This is a genomic window from Hoyosella rhizosphaerae (assembly GCF_014643175.1).
Lineage (GTDB): Bacteria > Actinomycetota > Actinomycetes > Mycobacteriales > Mycobacteriaceae > Lolliginicoccus > Lolliginicoccus rhizosphaerae.
In genome coordinates this window covers 23116-37658 of sequence record NZ_BMJH01000004.1, presented here as the reverse complement: position 1 = coordinate 37658, position 14543 = coordinate 23116, and the positions used below count along the sequence as shown (strand labels likewise).

Sequence of the window (14543 nt, the reverse complement as noted above, 5' to 3'; positions counted from 1 at the left end):
ATTTCCAACTGTAGAGGGGATCACCGGAAGCGCCACCAAAACTGCCGTGATGGTGATCACATGAGAATGTTCGTGCAGTTTCGCCCAGCCGCGCCGTCTCACTTTACGTAACAGTCCTTCACGAAAGGGTAAATCGATGACCACCAGCAACGTCCAGGCCACCGCCAACAAAGTCGACACCACTTCACAGAGCGGAACCCTGACAACCACGCAGGGAAACACCACTATCGCTGACACTGTGGTGGCAAAGATCGCCGGGATCGCAGCCCGTGAGGTCAACGGAGTTCACGCCCTCGGCGGAGCAACCAGCCGAGCATTCGGCGCGATCCGTGAACGCATTCCCGGTGGCACCACCAACCTGTCGCAAGGCATTTCCGTTGAGGTCGGAGAGCGTCAAGCAGCCGTCGACGCTGACATTGTCGCCGACTACGGCGTCTCGATTCCCGAACTTGCCAAAGGCATCCGGCGCAACGTCATCTCTGCGATCGAGCAAATGACGGGCCTCGAAGTCATCGAAGTGAACGTCACTGTCCACGACGTTTACATCGAATCCGAAGACGATAACGAAGAAGACGCACGCACTGAGGCACGAGTGCAGTGACAACAATCGACGAGCGGGTACGTCGAGTCGCGCGGACAGTTCTAGACGTCAACGGTGTCGCTGACCTTCATGGCGGCACCTTTGGAACTCTCGCCACATACCTTCCAGGTGAAAAAGTAGTTGGCGTGAAGATCGACGACACAGGCATTGACATTCATGTGTCGCTGCACACCGGCTCCCAGATACACAGCGTCGCCGACAACATCCGCGCCGCGGTCTCACGTATCGAAGACGGCCCTATAAGCATCACCATCGAAGATCTCGTGTAATCCGTCGAGTCACCGCGGCCAGGCCCCTGCGCTAACCGCACCCCTTGGGGCCTGGCCGCCCATTGACCCCTTCACCTATTGGAGTTGCTCACCATGTCGAACGCACAAACCGGCCTCATCGCAGGCCTTCTCCTGACCATCGCTATCGTCCTCGGCGGCTGGAGCGCATTACTGCTGGCAATTGTCGTCGGTGGAGCATTCACTGCGCTTGGCGCACACCGCGACGGCACAATCGACCTCGGGGCTTTACTGCGGGGACGCAACAATGGGTGACCCTGCAATCGGTGACCCTGCCGATTTGGGTGAACTCACCGTTCATGACCGCGTTATCGAAACGGTGACGGAAAGGGTCGTGCTCGACACCTCCGGTGTCATCCGATCCTCATCCGCCATTGACCGCATCACCGGACGCGAGTTCCCCCGGATCACTGTTGTCACCGCTGGAAAGAGAACCCGCATCACGGTGCACGCAGCGGTGGCATGGCCGAACCCAGCCCACACCGTATGTCAAGCAATTCACGACCGCATACTCAGCGAAGTCCCCCACCTCACAGGGCTTCCCGTTGATCGCGTCGACGTCACGGCTCATTACGTTGTCGACACCGCACCACCGCGGCGACGAATCCTGCAAGGAGAAAACGATGACCACTCGCGCACCTAAAGCACGGCCCGCAGCAATCGCAGGCGCCGTCACCGTCATCGCACTACTTATTGGAATCGCTGCGGTCACCATCAACGACCTGCTCGTTTCGCAACAATGGGTGACGGGGCAAACCGTCATCCCGCAGGCTCTGACCACACTAGACGGGCAAACGCCCCAGCCGTGGTTCGTTCCTGTCGGCGCTGGCATTGCGGTCCTCGGTGTTCTTTTCCTCTATTTAGCGGTGAAACCGCGCGCAACAACCAGAGTCGCAGGAAGCGAGCAAACAGTATGGTTTGCGCCCCGAGCTATAGCCGACCTCGCCCGAACCACAGCGCTAGACACCGTGCCAGTGGTCAAAGCGAAAGCATCAGCCACCAAACGAAAAGTGACTGTCACTGCCACAGTCTTCGGCTCACCGCCCGCCGACCTAAGCGACACCATTAAGCAACGGCTTACTGAACGCTTTTCCGCACTTGCGCGCACCCCCAAGATCGCAGTGCGTATCCGCCAAGAAGGAGCGAACTCATGATGAGCCGCACACTTGCCACAGTCGACCGCATCGCAACTCTGCTCCTCGGAGTACTTCTCGCAGCGAGCGGCGGTGCGCTCATCGCCTGGCAACTCGGTCACCTCGACGCTGTTGCACCAAACCGGGTCGACACCACCGGCTTGCAAGACGTAGCTGACGCTTCCTGGTTCCCCTGGGCAAGCGCAGCTACCGGCCTTGCGTTAGGCCTTATCGCTCTGGGGTGGCTCCTAAAGCATTTCCGCCGCCACCACATGACACCAGTGCACCTCACCGCAGCCGAAGGTTCCACGGGCATGTTCACAATCAAACCTGACACAGTCGCCAGCGCTGCCGCGGAATCACTCGCCCAAACTGATGGCATCGCCTCCGCGACCGGTAAGGCACTTGTTGACCGGGGAACGCCCGTCATCCTGATTTCCTGCACCATCGAACCGCACGCCGACCTCGACGACGTCCTCACCGCCGCGCAGAACACCTGCGCACAGATTCAGGATGCGGTCGGCGATCCGCAGCAGATGGTTCGAATCGAACTAGATAAGGTCGCCAAAAAAGATGCGGCACGAATAGTGCAGTAACGCTCCAGGCTCAAGCAGTTGGGTTGAGCACCGGCCGCAAAATGTAGCGATACATCGCAAGTTCAGCCAGCAGCATGACGGCGATGCCAGGAAGCGCTAGCGTCCACCAGGACGCCTCGACATTCGTGGCGATAACGGCGAACACCACCCACAGCGAAACGCGTATCAGCCACGTAAGAACGTGCGCTCGGACCACGCGACGCTTCGGTTGAGATTCAGACACGTAGTCGATCTGCCGCATGCTTTCCACGGTATTCGCCTCTCGTCGTCGTGACAATGGGTTGCTCGCCCATGAACGACAGCATGTGAGAAAAGAAACACCCCACTACCTTGGGCTCGTAAGCCCTGGTAATGGGGTGTTTCACTGTCTCAACCAGACGTGCGCTCGAAGGGATTCGAACCCCTAACCTTCTGATCCGTAGTCAGATGCTCTATCCGTTGAGCTACGAGCGCGAGCTTATTAAATTTGCACCGACAAAGGTGTTGGCGGAGGCGAGAGGATTTGAACCTCCGGTTCCTTTTTAGAGGAACAACTCATTAGCAGTGAGCCCCATTCGGCCGCTCTGGCACGCCTCCCTGGGCCCCTTACGTCGGGCACGAGAAAGATTACACAGGTGTGCCTGTGTATGCAAAACACGCCTCCGACGGGCGTGCCTCAGCTACCGCAAGTTGCTGTCAAACCATTCAAAAATATGCTGTTTAGCTGCCGTAACGGAGCTGTCTGGGCTGAATTCGTTGGCGAACTCGTCGATGTCGTCAACGTCGTGCCACGACTCCATTCCGAATCCATCATCTGGTCGGTGCGCTAAGCCTGGATAGTCAACCAAAAGGGTTGCGACCGGCGCGCGGAGTGCAGCGTTCCGGAGCTCCTGCACGTCGTCGGGCGGCGTCTTCGGGTCATCCTCCCCAAAAATGCCCAGCCACGGCGTCTGAAGATACGGGATCACTTTCAGCAAAGGCGTTGCGTCATTCGTCAGCGGCTCGCGGATACCGTGCGGGGCGATGCTGACGGCGGCACCGTATGCCCGCTCCGTAGCAACGTGCGCTGCGGCGGTTCCAGCGCTGTCGAACCCGATGATGCCAACGCAGTCTGCATCAACACCGTGCTCGCTCAGCCAGGTGCGCGTCGCTTCCGCATCATCGAATAGTTCTTGTCCGAAAACTGGTGAGTATTGGTCTGGTGGTTGGCGATGGAAAAGGTGGGGCGCACCGACGAGCCAACCGTCGTCCGCAAGCTCATGCATGAACTGCAAGAGCGGTTCGTGGAAGTCGCGCATTTCGTGGAGGAAAACGAGCCCTCCACGCGGCTTTGTCTCCGGCGCAATTACTGTGAGCGGCACGTGAATGGTGCTATCCGGCAGGGCCGCATGTTCCTGCCGGGCACGTGAAATGTGTATTCCCGACATACCCTCTACTCTCCCACTGTCGTGTCGGTTTTTCGAGAGCTAATTTCGCTGTTTGAGACCACTTTCAGCGCCGCCGGGAGTGTTCCGACTACCCTGTCTGGGGTGACCGATTCCGCTTCTTCGCCGTCGACTGTGCAGCTGCGCCCAGACCTCACCACCATCCCGGTGTATGTTCCAGGAAAATCCTGGCCTGGTGCGATCAAACTGGCGAGCAATGAGACGTCACCGCCACCGTTGCCAAGCGTTGTGTCAGCAATCGCAGAGGCCGCTGCAGGTGTCAACAGGTACCCCGACAACGGCGCTGTGGCTGTGCGTGAGGCCCTAGCGGCCAAGTTCGCAACTACTGTCGAACGGATTGCGGTGGGGTGCGGCTCCGTCAGTCTGTGCCAGCAGTTGGTGCTTGCCACGTGCAGCCCCGGCGACGAGGTTGTCTTTGCGTGGCGTTCGTTTGAGGCCTACCCACTCGTCGCGTTGGTCGCCGGCGCAACACCGGTGAGGGTTCCTCTCGACAACGAGCATCGTCACGACCTGGATGCGATGCTCGCCGCGATCACCGACCGCACTCGACTAATTTTTGTGTGTAACCCGAACAACCCCACAGGCACCGCAGTGGGCCGTTCGGCTCTCGAAAAGTTCCTCGATGCCGTCCCGCCACACATCCTGGTCGTCCTCGACGAGGCCTACGTGGAGTACTTCCGGCCTGACGGCTTCGATCCCGAAGACATGCCTGATGGTGTCGCAATTGGCCGCGACAGAGACAACGTGATCGTTCTGCGCACATTCTCCAAGGCATACGGCCTAGCAGGGCTGCGCATCGGATACGCGGTTGGATCACCTCAGGTCATCGCCACCCTCTCGAAGGTGTACATCCCTTTCAGTTGCAACAGCCTCGCCCAAACAGCCGCCCTGGCATCACTGGCCGCACAGGACGAACTCTTGGCCCGCACAAACCAAGTCGTGGCCGAACGCGAACGAGTGCGCGAAGCACTTCTCAGCGCCGGATACACGGTGCCCGAAACTCAGGCGAACTTCGTGTGGATTAACCTCGGCGACAGCACCGAAAAATTCGCCCAGCATTGCGCTGCGGCCGGTGTCCTCGTCCGACCCTTCAGCAGTGAAGGAGTGCGCGTTACCATCGGCGATCCAGACGAGAACGATGCATTCCTCGCCTTCGCACTCAGCGAGGGTGCCACCAGCTTGGCCTGAAAATATACGCGTCGCCCCAGATAGTGACGGAACTGTGACGCCTTTTTGATGAAAATAGGCACCTGCGGGCACGACACTGAATGCAACAGATTTTCGACACGACCAACTCAACCGCAAGGAGGCTCATTGTGCATGGCTCACAACGTCACATGCCGATCCTTGCAGTGAGCTCCGTCCTCGCCGTTTCGTTGCTAGCCGCTCCGATCGCATCAGCGGACCCAACCAGCAACGACCTCGAAGTTCGCATCCTCACAATCGGCGACTTCAACAGTGCACTGCAGCCCCCGGAGGGCGACCAAGGAACCGTCACCCAATCCGACGGGACACGAATCGAAGCGGGCGGCGCAGCCTACGTTGGAACACTTCTCGACCAACTACGGCGGCAAGCAAATAAATCAATGCTGCTGTCCGCGGGCAACAACATCCAGCCCAACAGTGGCGACGAAACGTCAACGCTGCTTCACCACGAACCGACAATTGACCTTCTTAACAAATGGAACGTCGACGCCTCGGCAGTTGGTGGGCACGAATTAGCTGACGGGCTTCCTGAACTACTGCGCAAATCTAACGGTGGCTGTCACGCCGACCGCCCCTGCGATGACCCACCATTCGAAGGTGCGCAATACCCGCACCTGGGCGCGAACATCGACGGACCCGAAGGCGACGCAGTAGCTTCACCGTTTGTCATCCGGCACTTCGATGGCATCCCAGTCGGCGTCATCGGCGTAACAAGTCGCAGCACCGACAACGGCGCAGCATTTCACCTCGCCGACGAACTCGAATCCATCACCAGATCAGCCGAAGCACTCGAATTCTTCGGCGTCAAAGCGATGGTCCTGCTCCTCCACGACCCAGACTCCCCCGAATCCCCACGCGGACCGAACGATTGCGGCGCAGAAAACACCCGCGCCTACGCCATCGCATCACAAGCCACCACACAAGTCGACGCCATCATCACCAGCGGCGGCGACACGCCCTACTACTGCACCGTCGCCGACCCAGAAGGAAGCGACCGGGTTCTCATTCACCCCGCAGGCTTCGGCAAATCCATCGCCGTCACCGACCTCAACATCGACCGCACAACCGGCGAAGTACGGCGAGACCGCGTCAGCGCCTTCAACCAAATCGTCACCCGAAATGTTGAACCCGACCCCACAGTCGAAGAGTTCATTCGGGACGCCGAAAACAAGGCCTCAGCCCTCAGCGAGCGACGTGTAGGCGAACTCGCCGACATAGCCACCCGCGACTCAGCAGAGACAGGCGAAAGCGGACTCGGCAAACTCCTCGCTGACGCGGCCGCACACGCACACCCGGAAGCCGACGCCGTCCTGCTCCACCCAGGGCTCATCCGCGCCGACCTCCGCCGCGTCGTCACCTACGGAGACATCCACGCCGCAATCGCCACCGCACCGTTGGCAGTCACCGAACTCACCGGGGCGCAACTACGCGACCTACTCGAGCAACAATTCCGCGACGACAGCGACGTCATACTCCAGCCATCGGCCGCCCTCAGCTACACAGTGGACAACGACGCCGAACTCGGCCACAAAGTATCCGACCCACGCATAGGCGACGAACCAATCTCACCGACTGACACCTACCGCATCGTCGTCGACTCACACATCCTCGACCCAGCCAGCGGATTCACCGCCCAGCACGAAACAACACCAACCACCAGCGACAAGAACAACACCGATGCCCTCCGCAACTACATCGAGAGCAACACTCCCGTAGCCGTGGGCGCCGACGAACGAATCTCACGAACCAGCGAATAAGCGCGGGGGCAGTGGTTCGGGTCACGATCTGAAGTCATCTTCACAACAGCCTAGAAACGATCTAGATTCGTGCAGGAAATCAGCTAACGCCACGACAGTCGGCCAACGATGTGCCTTGTGACACATACCGCGAAACAAGGAGCACATGATGCAATCGAGCCGGAAGTACCTCGCGGCCGCTGTCCTGAGTATCGCAGCGCTAGTCGGATCGGCCTGCGAAAACACCCAACAGACCCCATTCGATGAAGTTGGCCAAACAGCGACAACTGACGCCGATTCGGATGGCGACGCCACAACCTCAACCAGCGCGTCCGATGCATCGGCGACGCCACTTGAACCGCCAGCTACCGGAAGCGGGACATTCAACTTCGCAGTACAAACCACCTCAGGCAGCAGCGTTCCCAGTGCCGTGATTGCGGTCGCACGCCTTGACCACTGTGATTCCGAAGAACCAGGTCGTCCGCTAAACCCACGTCTTGTCGGCAAGACAACCACGGACAGCGACGGTGCCGCAGCAATTGATGTGCCACCTGGTTGCTATGGATTCAGCCTTATTGAGGTTCCGCGCGGGACGCAACAGCAGTCCGAAATGCATCGCGGTGAAATCACCGAACCCGGCCAGCGTTCGGACGTGCGCCTGACGTTTTACGACGGTACTTCACCTACTGCAAACGCCGACACACCTGGCACACTCGTTCTTCTGGAGCACGATTCACAGCGCCCAATTGTTGGTGCATCTATAGTGCTTGGCCGTTGCGGCGGAGGTGGCCCCGGCTTCAACAGTGAGCCAACCGATGCAGCGGGGCGTGTTGATGTCGTCATCCCCGACGGGTGTTTCGAGATCCTTGGCATGGCCCACGGCAATTCCCCGTGTTCCCTCGTCGGACATGAAGGTCAGCAACTGCGACTGCCTGCTGAGTTCACCTTGACGTTGCTGGCGAGCAGTCCCGATCCGGGAGTGTGCTGACCCCATCTGCCCTTTCCGACCGGGCGCGCTCGCGTCGTTCGTCCAACCTGGGTGGCAGCATCGTAGCCAAGCCAAATAAAGGTGTCGTTTCCACTGTGTCGCCGGGGATTATGGCGGGAACCATGGTTGCTGGTGGAGTGTATTTCTCAGGTAAGTAGTTCACTACACCCGCACCGGCGACTTGTGGTGAGTTTTGCACACCTGATGTACAAAACTCACCACAAGTTCCCAGCACCCATCCGCCACCAAACAAAAAAGCCCCGGCCTGCATAAACAGGTCGGGGCTTTGAGCGGAAGCGGAGGGATTTGAACCCCCGGTCGGTTTTAACGACGCTCGCTTTCAAGGCGAGTGCATTCGGCCGCTCTGCCACGCTTCCGTCGATGATCCTATCTAATGATGCGCGGTTCGGGCCAATCGCATGCTTATCGGCGTTGCTGGTCGATCAGATGGGCGTCGACTTTCTCAAAGATTTTGCGGAGCGCCTTGAGGTCGGCGGGGTCGAGTAGGTCAATGAAGTACTCGCGCACGCTAGAAACGTGGTGTGATGCTGCGTCGCGTAGCGCGGCTCGGCCTTGATCGGTGATGTGGGCGAATACGCCGCGGCCATCGTCTGCGCAAGATTCGCGTTTGACGAGGTTTTGCTCTTCCATCCGCCGAACCTGGTGTGTGAGTTTGCTGCGTGAGGCGACGATTCCATCTGCAAGTTCGCTCATGCGGACTGCGCCGGTGGGGGATTCAGATAGCAGCACGAGGATGCGGAAGTCCCCTAGTGAGAGTTTCGCGTCGTCGGTGAGGTCGCGGTTGAGCATCCCAAGTAATCGTTGACTACCGTCGATGTACGCTCGCCACGTTTGTTGTTCATCACGACTGAGCCATTTCGGTTGCTCGCCGTTATCGTCCACCATTGTGTGGTGTGTCCTCTCCCCGACTTGTATTGACATGTAGAGAATAGTCCCCTTTTTTCCAATTTTTATACAGACACTTCCCGTGCCGGGCCGTCGCGACCTGGGGGTGTGCGGTTACGCTCAGTGACATGCGGGCTATCACGATGTCACAGTTTGGCGACCCTGATGTGTTGCGGTGGGATGAGGTTCCGGATGCGACGCCGGGACGCGGCGAAGTCCTCATCCACGTTGCTGCGACCGCTGTGAATCGTGCCGACATTTTGCAACGCCAAGGCCACTACCCGTCCCCTCCGGGGGCCAGCCCGATCCTTGGGTTGGAATGCTCGGGCACGATTGTCGAACTCGGTGAGGGTGTTCAGGGTTGGTCTGTGGGCGATGAGGTGTGCGCCCTGTTGTCCGGTGGCGGATATGCCGAGTATGTGGCGGTGTCGTCAACGCAGTTGATGCCAATTCCGAAGGGTATCGATTTGCATGTTGCGGCATGCCTTCCGGAAGCGGCGTGCACCGTGTGGTCGAACTTGGGGATGCGGGCAGGCATGCATCGAGGCCAGACACTGTTGATTCATGGCGGGGCGAGTGGGATTGGTTCTCATGCGATCCAGGTGGCCCGAACTATGAATGTTCGTGTTGCGGTGACGGCTGGCTCGAAGGAGAAGCTTGAACTGTGTCATGAGCTTGGGGCGCGTTACGTCATAAATTATCGGCAGGACGATTTTGTGTCGGAAATGGCGCGTTTCACGCGGGACTTCACGCATCCTGGGGCCGACATAATTCTGGACATCATGGGGGCGAAGTATTTGGATCGCAACCTTGATGTGCTGGGTTTTGATGGTCATCTCATCATCATTGGGCTGCAGGGCGGCCGAACCGCTGAAATTGACCTGGCAAAACTTCTCACGAAACGGGCTTCTGTGACGGCGACGAACCTTCGTGGCCGCCCTACAACTGGGCAGTCGAGTAAGGACGAAATTATTCGGGACACTGTGCGTCACGTGTGGCCGATGATCGAGGCGGGCTTGGTGCGTCCGGTTGTTCATGAGGAACTCGCGGTAAGCGAGGCTGGGCGTGCCCATAAGCTTCTCGACTCGGGTGAGGTGTCGGGGAAACTGCTGCTGTTTGTCAGTTAACTCCGATTAGGAATCGTCGAGTTTTCACAGCATTATGGTGTGCATGACTCACCCTGAGCATGACGACATCGAAGTGATTGGTTCTGAAGGTGCAGGTGAAGTGGAGCGGTCTGAAACACCGCTGACGGAACTGGTTGAACAGCCCGCCAAGGTGATGCGGATTGGCACGATGATCAAGCAGCTTCTCGAAGAGGTCCGGACGGCGCCACTCGACGAGGCAAGCCGCAGCCGCCTGCGTGAGGTTCACGACTCGTCGATACGGGAACTTCAGGACGGGTTGGCGCCTGAGTTGCGTGATGAACTTGACCGCTTGACGCTCCCTTTTAGCGACACGTCGGTGCCGAGTGAGTCAGAATTGCGGATCGCACAGGCGCAGTTGGTGGGGTGGCTTGAAGGCGTTTTTCATGGCATCCAAACTGCGCTCTTCGCGCAGCAGGTGACGGCCCGCGCGCAACTTGAGCAAATCCGCCAAGGCGCGCTTCCGCCGGGGATGAGTTTAGGCGGTAGTCATCCCACGACTGATCAGGATGGCGAGCAGCACGCACACGGGCACGGCACCGGCCAGTACCTATAGTTTGAGGGCTCGCTTGCCTCGTCCTACCGCGCGACGAACCACCGTGGGTGTTAGGTCGCGGGCTGTGTCCGTCAGGCTTCGTGGCGGGTAGAGCGCATGGGCGAGTTCTTGTTTTGCCTTTCGTAGCGCCGCTACCTGCTCGGGGGCAAAGCCACCATTTGTGGGCTTCGTGGTGGGCGTTTCGCCTCCGACGTGGACGAGTTCCCAGCCTGATCCGAGGTCGAGCAATGACTGGTGTTTTGTGTCGTAGTATCCGCGTTGCCCACTGATCGCTACGCCACTGGTTCCGGTTGCGGCGGCCAGCAAATGTGGGTGGAATCGGGTGCTGATCCAAGTTTGGTCAGCGCGGGCGGGGAATCCCAATCTCCATAGTTCGGTGAAGGGTACGAACACAGCGCCATCGAGGCGGTCGCCGAGGCGGTCAAACACCACTCGATCTGTGCCGGGGATTGCTTCGATGACCGCTACGTCTGTTCCGGGAACCGCCCAGTCGTCGAGCATTGTCCGCACCATGCCTGCAAGCGTCTCAGCGCCATCGTCGCTGCCTGTGAGGTCCGCTTGGAGGCAGAGGAGCACCTGTCGGCGTGCGGCTTCTCCGACGACACCACGGCGCGGCTGCTGGGTCTTGTCGAGCCACGCGTCGTCGCCAGTCAATACGGTTCCCGCTATCTGTGCGGAAGGTTCATCACGGACGTCAAAAACGTCGAATATGTCGGCTGCTTTGCTCACGACGGCTTCATTGCCCAGGGGCATCAAGCCTTGTCCAGTCGCGTAGATGCGTGCTCCGGAGTGCTGTTGCGCCGACATCACAAGGGTGAGCAGAGCGTAGTGGTGCGGCCACACGCCGTTGATGTAGCCGCCGCCCAGAATGTGGATGCTTGAGGCTTGGCTGAGGATGCTGATTCCGTCGACGATGAGGCAGGCCCGGCCTGGATCCCCAACAACATTGTGGAGGAAGTCATCTGCGTCTTCGGGTGTTCGGGTACTTGCCTCGACGGCTAGTCGCCACACCGTGTCGACGAACACCACATTGGGGTGGATGCCGGAGAGCAGTACCGATGCCTGTCCAGGTGTGTGGCAGTCCAGTACCACCAGTGAGTGCGGCCGTCGCGCAGCGAGGAACTTCAACCACGCCGCAGCGATCAATTCGTCCCCATAATTGGGGTGGCCACTGGGCGCAATGAGATAGACAACGTCCTGGCCTGGTTCGCGTAACGGCATGCCGACAACGATGTCCGTTTCTGTCTGCGTACGCAAATATCTGCAAACCACGTGTGTCGCGGCGCGGCACCTGCCACACCAACAGCTATGCCCGACTAGGCTTACCTTCCGTGCCCGACTCAGCGACTGAACCAGGTAGTGGCGAACCCGATAGTGGTAGCTCCGATAGTGGTAGCTCACAGCCAACAGCCCACGCTTTGCAGGTTGACGTGCACGAAATCACTTCCGATTCGCGTACGTTCTCCCGCGCCATTCTCGATCTCCGCACGGGGCTATCCCAGCGGGAATTGTGGTGGCAACTTGGCTGGCAAGACATCAAGCAGCGGTATCGTCGATCCGTCATCGGTCCGTTTTGGATCACCATCGCCACGGGTGTTCAAGCTGTGGCGATGGGATTGTTGTACTCGGTCCTTCTTGAGGTGGAGCTGAGGTCGTTCCTGCCGCACGTCACGGTCGGGCTTATTGTGTGGGCGATGATCCAGGGCGCGATCATTGACGGTGCGGAAGTGTTCATCAAAAACGAGGGGCTTATTAAGTTCCTGCCCTCGGCTTTGAGTGTGCACGTATATCGGCTGACCTGGCGGCTTGTGCTGTTCTTTGGCCACAACATGCTGATTTATCTCATTATGTTGGCGATTTTCAGGCCGCCTCTTGGCTGGCATAGCCTTCTTGCGTTCCCGGCGTTTGTGCTGATCGTCCTCAACGTGGTGTGGGTGATCATGTTCTTCGGCATTCTGGCCACCCGTTACCGCGATATTTACCCGATTCTGAACAGCTTGACGTTGCTGCTGTTTTTCATGACACCCATCGTGTGGACGACGGAAGGACTCATCAACCGTGGCGGTGAGGCCGCTGACCGTGCCCGCATCGTCGAGATCAATCCGCTGTACCACTACCTTGAGATCATTCGTGCGCCAATGCTCGGCAACCATGTTGACCTGTACCACTGGTTGATCGTGCTCGGATTCACCGCAATCGGATGGGCGTTGACGTTCGTGGCGATGCGAAACTACCGGGCCCGCGTGCCCTACTGGGTATAGGGAGTTACTTGTGGCCGAAGTAAGAATTGATACAGCCGACGCGTGCGTCGATTTTCCGATCTTTGATGCGAAAACACGGTCCCTGAAGAAGGCTGTGCTCGGCAAAGCCGGTGGTGCATTAGGGCGCACCGATTCGAATGTGGTGATCGTCGAGGCGTTGAAGAACATCACCATGTCCCTCCGCGAGGGGGACCGTGTGGGGCTTGTTGGACATAACGGTGCCGGAAAGTCGACGTTGCTGCGCCTGCTCGCGGGAATCTATGAACCCACTCGCGGGAAGGCCCGGATCCAGGGGCGCGTAGCACCAATTTTCGACTTGGGTGTGGGGATGGACCCGGAGATTTCCGGGTACGAAAACATCATCATTCGTGGACTGTTTCTTGGCATGACGCGCAAGCAGATGATGGACCGGATGGATGAGATCGCCGATTTCACCGAACTCGGCGACTACTTGGATATGCCTCTGCGCACCTACTCCACGGGGATGCGGGTACGCGTCGCGATGGGTGTTGTCACCAGCATTGAGCCCGAGATCTTGCTGCTCGACGAGGGAATCGGCGCCGTCGACGCCGAGTTCATGCGCAAAGCACGACGCAAGTTGCAAGACCTGGTTTCGCGAACCGGAATCCTGGTTTTCGCAAGCCATTCAGATGAGTTCTTGGCGCAACTGTGCGACACCGCGATGTGGGTTGACCACGGAACAATCCGTGAACGCGGCAGCATCAAGGACGTACTGACCCACTACAAAGGCCCTGAAGCCGCGAAGATCGTGGACAAGGTGCAAGCCGATATGGCACTTGAGGACGAAGACCTATGAAGATCGTTGCAGTTGTTGTCACCCACCGTCGCCAAGAACTCCTCACCGAGTCCTTGAAGGTGGTAGCTGGCCAATCAAGGCCTGTTGATCACCTTATTGTGGTCGACAACGCTGCGGAACCGGCGGTCCAGGCACTTGTAGAAGGTCAGCCCGTTGAGGCCACCTATATCGGTTCGCAGAATAATCTCGGCGGTGCTGGTGGTTTTGCGCTCGGCATGCTGCACGCCTTGGCGCTTGGCGCGGACTGGGTATGGCTTGCTGACGACGACGGGCGACCTGAGGGGCCAGATGTGCTGCAGAAGCTCCTCGACTGCGCGATCAAGCACGAGCTAGCTGAGGTTTCGCCCGTGGTGTGCAATATCGGTGAACCTGACCGGTTGGCGTTCCCGCTGCGCCGTGGATTGGTGTGGCGCAGGTGGCGGCACGAGCTCGGCGACGAGGAGTTGCTACCCGGCATCGCTTCTTTGTTTAACGGCGCTCTGTTCTCTGCTACGGCGATCGAAGCGGTGGGCGTTCCCGATCTTCGCCTGTTTGTCCGCGGTGACGAGGTAGATGTTCACCGTCGGCTCGTGCAGTCGGGGTTACCGTTCGGGACGTGCCTGCAAACAGCGTATTTGCACCCCGATGGTTCTGATGAGTTCAAGCCGATCTTCGGTGGCAAAATGCACACCCAGTATCCCGACAATGAGGTGAAGCGGTACTACACGTACCGCAACCGCGGGTACCTGCTTTCTCAGCGTGGCATGCGGAAACTGTTGTTGCAGGAATGGGTGCGGTTCAGCTGGTACTTCTTGGTGTCGAAGCGGGACGTTGCTGGGTGGCGTGAGTGGAATCGGTTGCGGAAGTTGGGTCGGCAGGAGCAGTTCCGCCGCGTCTAGCTCCCGTCC

Annotated in this window: 18 protein-coding genes and 3 tRNA genes; 14 read left to right on the top strand and 7 right to left on the bottom strand. The window is 59.0% G+C overall.

What is annotated here, in order from left to right; all coding sequences use genetic code 11:
* The first annotated feature begins 136 nt into the window (after window positions 1-136).
* From IEW73_RS15040 to IEW73_RS15015, 6 genes are all read left to right on the top strand, one after another.
* The gene (locus tag IEW73_RS15040; protein ID WP_188677168.1) at window positions 137-601 is read left to right on the top strand and encodes an Asp23/Gls24 family envelope stress response protein; all 465 of its coding nucleotides are present in this window, start codon (window positions 137-139) and stop codon (window positions 599-601) included.
* Window positions 598-870: an Asp23/Gls24 family envelope stress response protein gene (locus IEW73_RS15035; protein WP_188677164.1), complete on the top strand. Its 273-nt coding sequence runs from the start codon at window positions 598-600 to the stop codon at window positions 868-870. The genes IEW73_RS15040 and IEW73_RS15035 overlap by 4 nt, the downstream gene beginning before the upstream one ends.
* 93 nt (window positions 871-963) lie before the next feature.
* A complete protein-coding gene (locus IEW73_RS15030; protein ID WP_188677160.1) occupies window positions 964-1143 on the top strand; it encodes a DUF2273 domain-containing protein in 180 nt (59 codons plus the stop codon).
* The gene (locus IEW73_RS15025) at window positions 1136-1531 is read left to right on the top strand and encodes an Asp23/Gls24 family envelope stress response protein (RefSeq protein ID WP_188677157.1); all 396 of its coding nucleotides are present in this window, start codon (window positions 1136-1138) and stop codon (window positions 1529-1531) included. Before IEW73_RS15030 ends, IEW73_RS15025 begins: the two co-directional genes overlap by 8 nt.
* Window positions 1512-2042: a DUF6286 domain-containing protein gene (locus IEW73_RS15020; RefSeq protein WP_188677153.1), complete on the top strand. Its 531-nt coding sequence runs from the start codon at window positions 1512-1514 to the stop codon at window positions 2040-2042. The genes IEW73_RS15025 and IEW73_RS15020 overlap by 20 nt, the downstream gene beginning before the upstream one ends.
* Window positions 2039-2617 (top strand): Asp23/Gls24 family envelope stress response protein, encoded by a 579-nt coding sequence (locus IEW73_RS15015; RefSeq protein ID WP_188677148.1) that lies wholly within the window; start codon window positions 2039-2041, stop codon window positions 2615-2617. The genes IEW73_RS15020 and IEW73_RS15015 overlap by 4 nt, the downstream gene beginning before the upstream one ends.
* 10 nt (window positions 2618-2627) lie before the next feature.
* On the opposite strand, the gene IEW73_RS15010 is transcribed toward IEW73_RS15015, so the two are convergent.
* The 4 genes from IEW73_RS15010 to IEW73_RS14995 all read right to left on the bottom strand — a co-directional run bounded on the left by IEW73_RS15010 (window position 2628) and on the right by IEW73_RS14995 (window position 4023).
* Complete coding sequence (locus IEW73_RS15010) at window positions 2628-2858, bottom strand: hypothetical protein (RefSeq protein ID WP_188677145.1); 231 nt, start codon at window positions 2856-2858, stop codon at window positions 2628-2630.
* Window positions 2859-2997: 139 nt separating this feature from the next.
* Window positions 2998-3070 (bottom strand) — tRNA-Arg (locus IEW73_RS15005).
* Window positions 3071-3101: 31 nt separating this feature from the next.
* A tRNA-Ser gene (locus IEW73_RS15000) sits at window positions 3102-3193 on the bottom strand.
* Window positions 3194-3276: 83 nt separating this feature from the next.
* The gene (locus tag IEW73_RS14995) at window positions 3277-4023 is read right to left on the bottom strand and encodes a dienelactone hydrolase family protein (protein ID WP_188677141.1); all 747 of its coding nucleotides are present in this window, start codon (window positions 4021-4023) and stop codon (window positions 3277-3279) included.
* A 102-nt stretch (window positions 4024-4125) separates the two neighbouring features.
* On the opposite strand from IEW73_RS14995, the gene hisC reads away from it, so the two are divergent.
* The 3 genes from hisC (at window position 4126) to IEW73_RS14980 (ending at window position 7971) form a co-directional block, all read left to right on the top strand.
* A complete protein-coding gene (gene hisC, locus IEW73_RS14990; RefSeq protein ID WP_188677138.1) occupies window positions 4126-5229 on the top strand; it encodes a histidinol-phosphate transaminase in 1104 nt (367 codons plus the stop codon).
* 128 nt (window positions 5230-5357) lie between these two features.
* Window positions 5358-7004: a bifunctional metallophosphatase/5'-nucleotidase gene (locus IEW73_RS14985; protein WP_188677136.1), complete on the top strand. Its 1647-nt coding sequence runs from the start codon at window positions 5358-5360 to the stop codon at window positions 7002-7004.
* A 145-nt stretch (window positions 7005-7149) separates the two neighbouring features.
* Window positions 7150-7971: a hypothetical protein gene (locus tag IEW73_RS14980; protein WP_188677134.1), complete on the top strand. Its 822-nt coding sequence runs from the start codon at window positions 7150-7152 to the stop codon at window positions 7969-7971.
* A gap of 291 nt (window positions 7972-8262) precedes the next feature.
* On the opposite strand, the gene IEW73_RS14975 is transcribed toward IEW73_RS14980, so the two are convergent.
* Both IEW73_RS14975 and IEW73_RS14970 read right to left on the bottom strand, forming a co-directional pair.
* Window positions 8263-8348: transfer RNA gene (locus IEW73_RS14975), tRNA-Ser, on the bottom strand.
* Window positions 8349-8394: 46 nt separating this feature from the next.
* Window positions 8395-8877 (bottom strand): MarR family winged helix-turn-helix transcriptional regulator, encoded by a 483-nt coding sequence (locus IEW73_RS14970; protein ID WP_188677132.1) that lies wholly within the window; start codon window positions 8875-8877, stop codon window positions 8395-8397.
* A 128-nt stretch (window positions 8878-9005) separates the two neighbouring features.
* On the opposite strand from IEW73_RS14970, the gene IEW73_RS14965 reads away from it, so the two are divergent.
* Together IEW73_RS14965 and IEW73_RS14960 are read left to right on the top strand one after the other, a co-directional pair.
* Complete coding sequence (locus IEW73_RS14965; RefSeq protein WP_188677130.1) at window positions 9006-10004, top strand: NAD(P)H-quinone oxidoreductase; 999 nt, start codon at window positions 9006-9008, stop codon at window positions 10002-10004.
* Window positions 10005-10038: 34 nt separating this feature from the next.
* A complete protein-coding gene (locus IEW73_RS14960; protein WP_188677128.1) occupies window positions 10039-10578 on the top strand; it encodes a bacterial proteasome activator family protein in 540 nt (179 codons plus the stop codon).
* Here IEW73_RS14960 and IEW73_RS14955 read toward each other — a convergent pair.
* Entirely contained in the window at window positions 10573-11799 is a 1227-nt protein-coding gene (locus tag IEW73_RS14955; RefSeq protein ID WP_188677125.1) for a polysaccharide pyruvyl transferase family protein, read from the bottom strand. The two genes, IEW73_RS14960 and IEW73_RS14955, sit on opposite strands and share 6 nt — an antisense overlap.
* A 197-nt stretch (window positions 11800-11996) precedes the next feature.
* Here IEW73_RS14955 and wzm point away from each other — a divergent pair, with 197 nt between their 5' ends.
* Genes wzm through glfT1 form a run of 3 tightly spaced genes read left to right on the top strand, consistent with a single transcriptional unit; the run spans window position 11997 to window position 14534 of the window.
* Window positions 11997-12839, top strand: a complete 843-nt coding sequence (gene wzm, locus IEW73_RS14950; protein ID WP_229676071.1) for a galactan export ABC transporter permease subunit Wzm/RfbD — start codon at window positions 11997-11999, stop codon at window positions 12837-12839.
* A 10-nt stretch (window positions 12840-12849) separates the two neighbouring features.
* Complete coding sequence (gene wzt / locus IEW73_RS14945; protein ID WP_188677118.1) at window positions 12850-13656, top strand: galactan export ABC transporter ATP-binding subunit Wzt/RfbE; 807 nt, start codon at window positions 12850-12852, stop codon at window positions 13654-13656.
* A complete protein-coding gene (gene glfT1, locus IEW73_RS14940; protein WP_188677115.1) occupies window positions 13653-14534 on the top strand; it encodes a galactofuranosyltransferase GlfT1 in 882 nt (293 codons plus the stop codon). Before wzt ends, glfT1 begins: the two co-directional genes overlap by 4 nt.
* Window positions 14535-14543: the final 9 nt, after the last annotated feature.

Coding starts and splice junctions, on each gene's coding strand:
- IEW73_RS15040 (WP_188677168.1), top strand. CDS start 137: ATGACCACCAGCAACGTCCAGGCCACCGCCAACAAAGTCGACACCACT.
- IEW73_RS15030 (WP_188677160.1), top strand. CDS start 964: ATGTCGAACGCACAAACCGGCCTCATCGCAGGCCTTCTCCTGACCATC.
- IEW73_RS15025 (WP_188677157.1), top strand. CDS start 1,136: ATGGGTGACCCTGCAATCGGTGACCCTGCCGATTTGGGTGAACTCACC.
- IEW73_RS15020 (WP_188677153.1), top strand. CDS start 1,512: ATGACCACTCGCGCACCTAAAGCACGGCCCGCAGCAATCGCAGGCGCC.
- IEW73_RS15015 (WP_188677148.1), top strand. CDS start 2,039: ATGATGAGCCGCACACTTGCCACAGTCGACCGCATCGCAACTCTGCTC.
- IEW73_RS15010 (WP_188677145.1), bottom strand. CDS start 2,858: ATGCGGCAGATCGACTACGTGTCTGAATCTCAACCGAAGCGTCGCGTG.
- IEW73_RS14995 (WP_188677141.1), bottom strand. CDS start 4,023: ATGTCGGGAATACACATTTCACGTGCCCGGCAGGAACATGCGGCCCTG.
- IEW73_RS14980 (WP_188677134.1), top strand. CDS start 7,150: ATGATGCAATCGAGCCGGAAGTACCTCGCGGCCGCTGTCCTGAGTATC.
- IEW73_RS14970 (WP_188677132.1), bottom strand. CDS start 8,877: ATGGTGGACGATAACGGCGAGCAACCGAAATGGCTCAGTCGTGATGAA.
- IEW73_RS14965 (WP_188677130.1), top strand. CDS start 9,006: ATGCGGGCTATCACGATGTCACAGTTTGGCGACCCTGATGTGTTGCGG.
- IEW73_RS14960 (WP_188677128.1), top strand. CDS start 10,039: ATGGTGTGCATGACTCACCCTGAGCATGACGACATCGAAGTGATTGGT.
- IEW73_RS14955 (WP_188677125.1), bottom strand. CDS start 11,799: ATGCCGTTACGCGAACCAGGCCAGGACGTTGTCTATCTCATTGCGCCC.
- glfT1 (WP_188677115.1), top strand. CDS start 13,653: ATGAAGATCGTTGCAGTTGTTGTCACCCACCGTCGCCAAGAACTCCTC.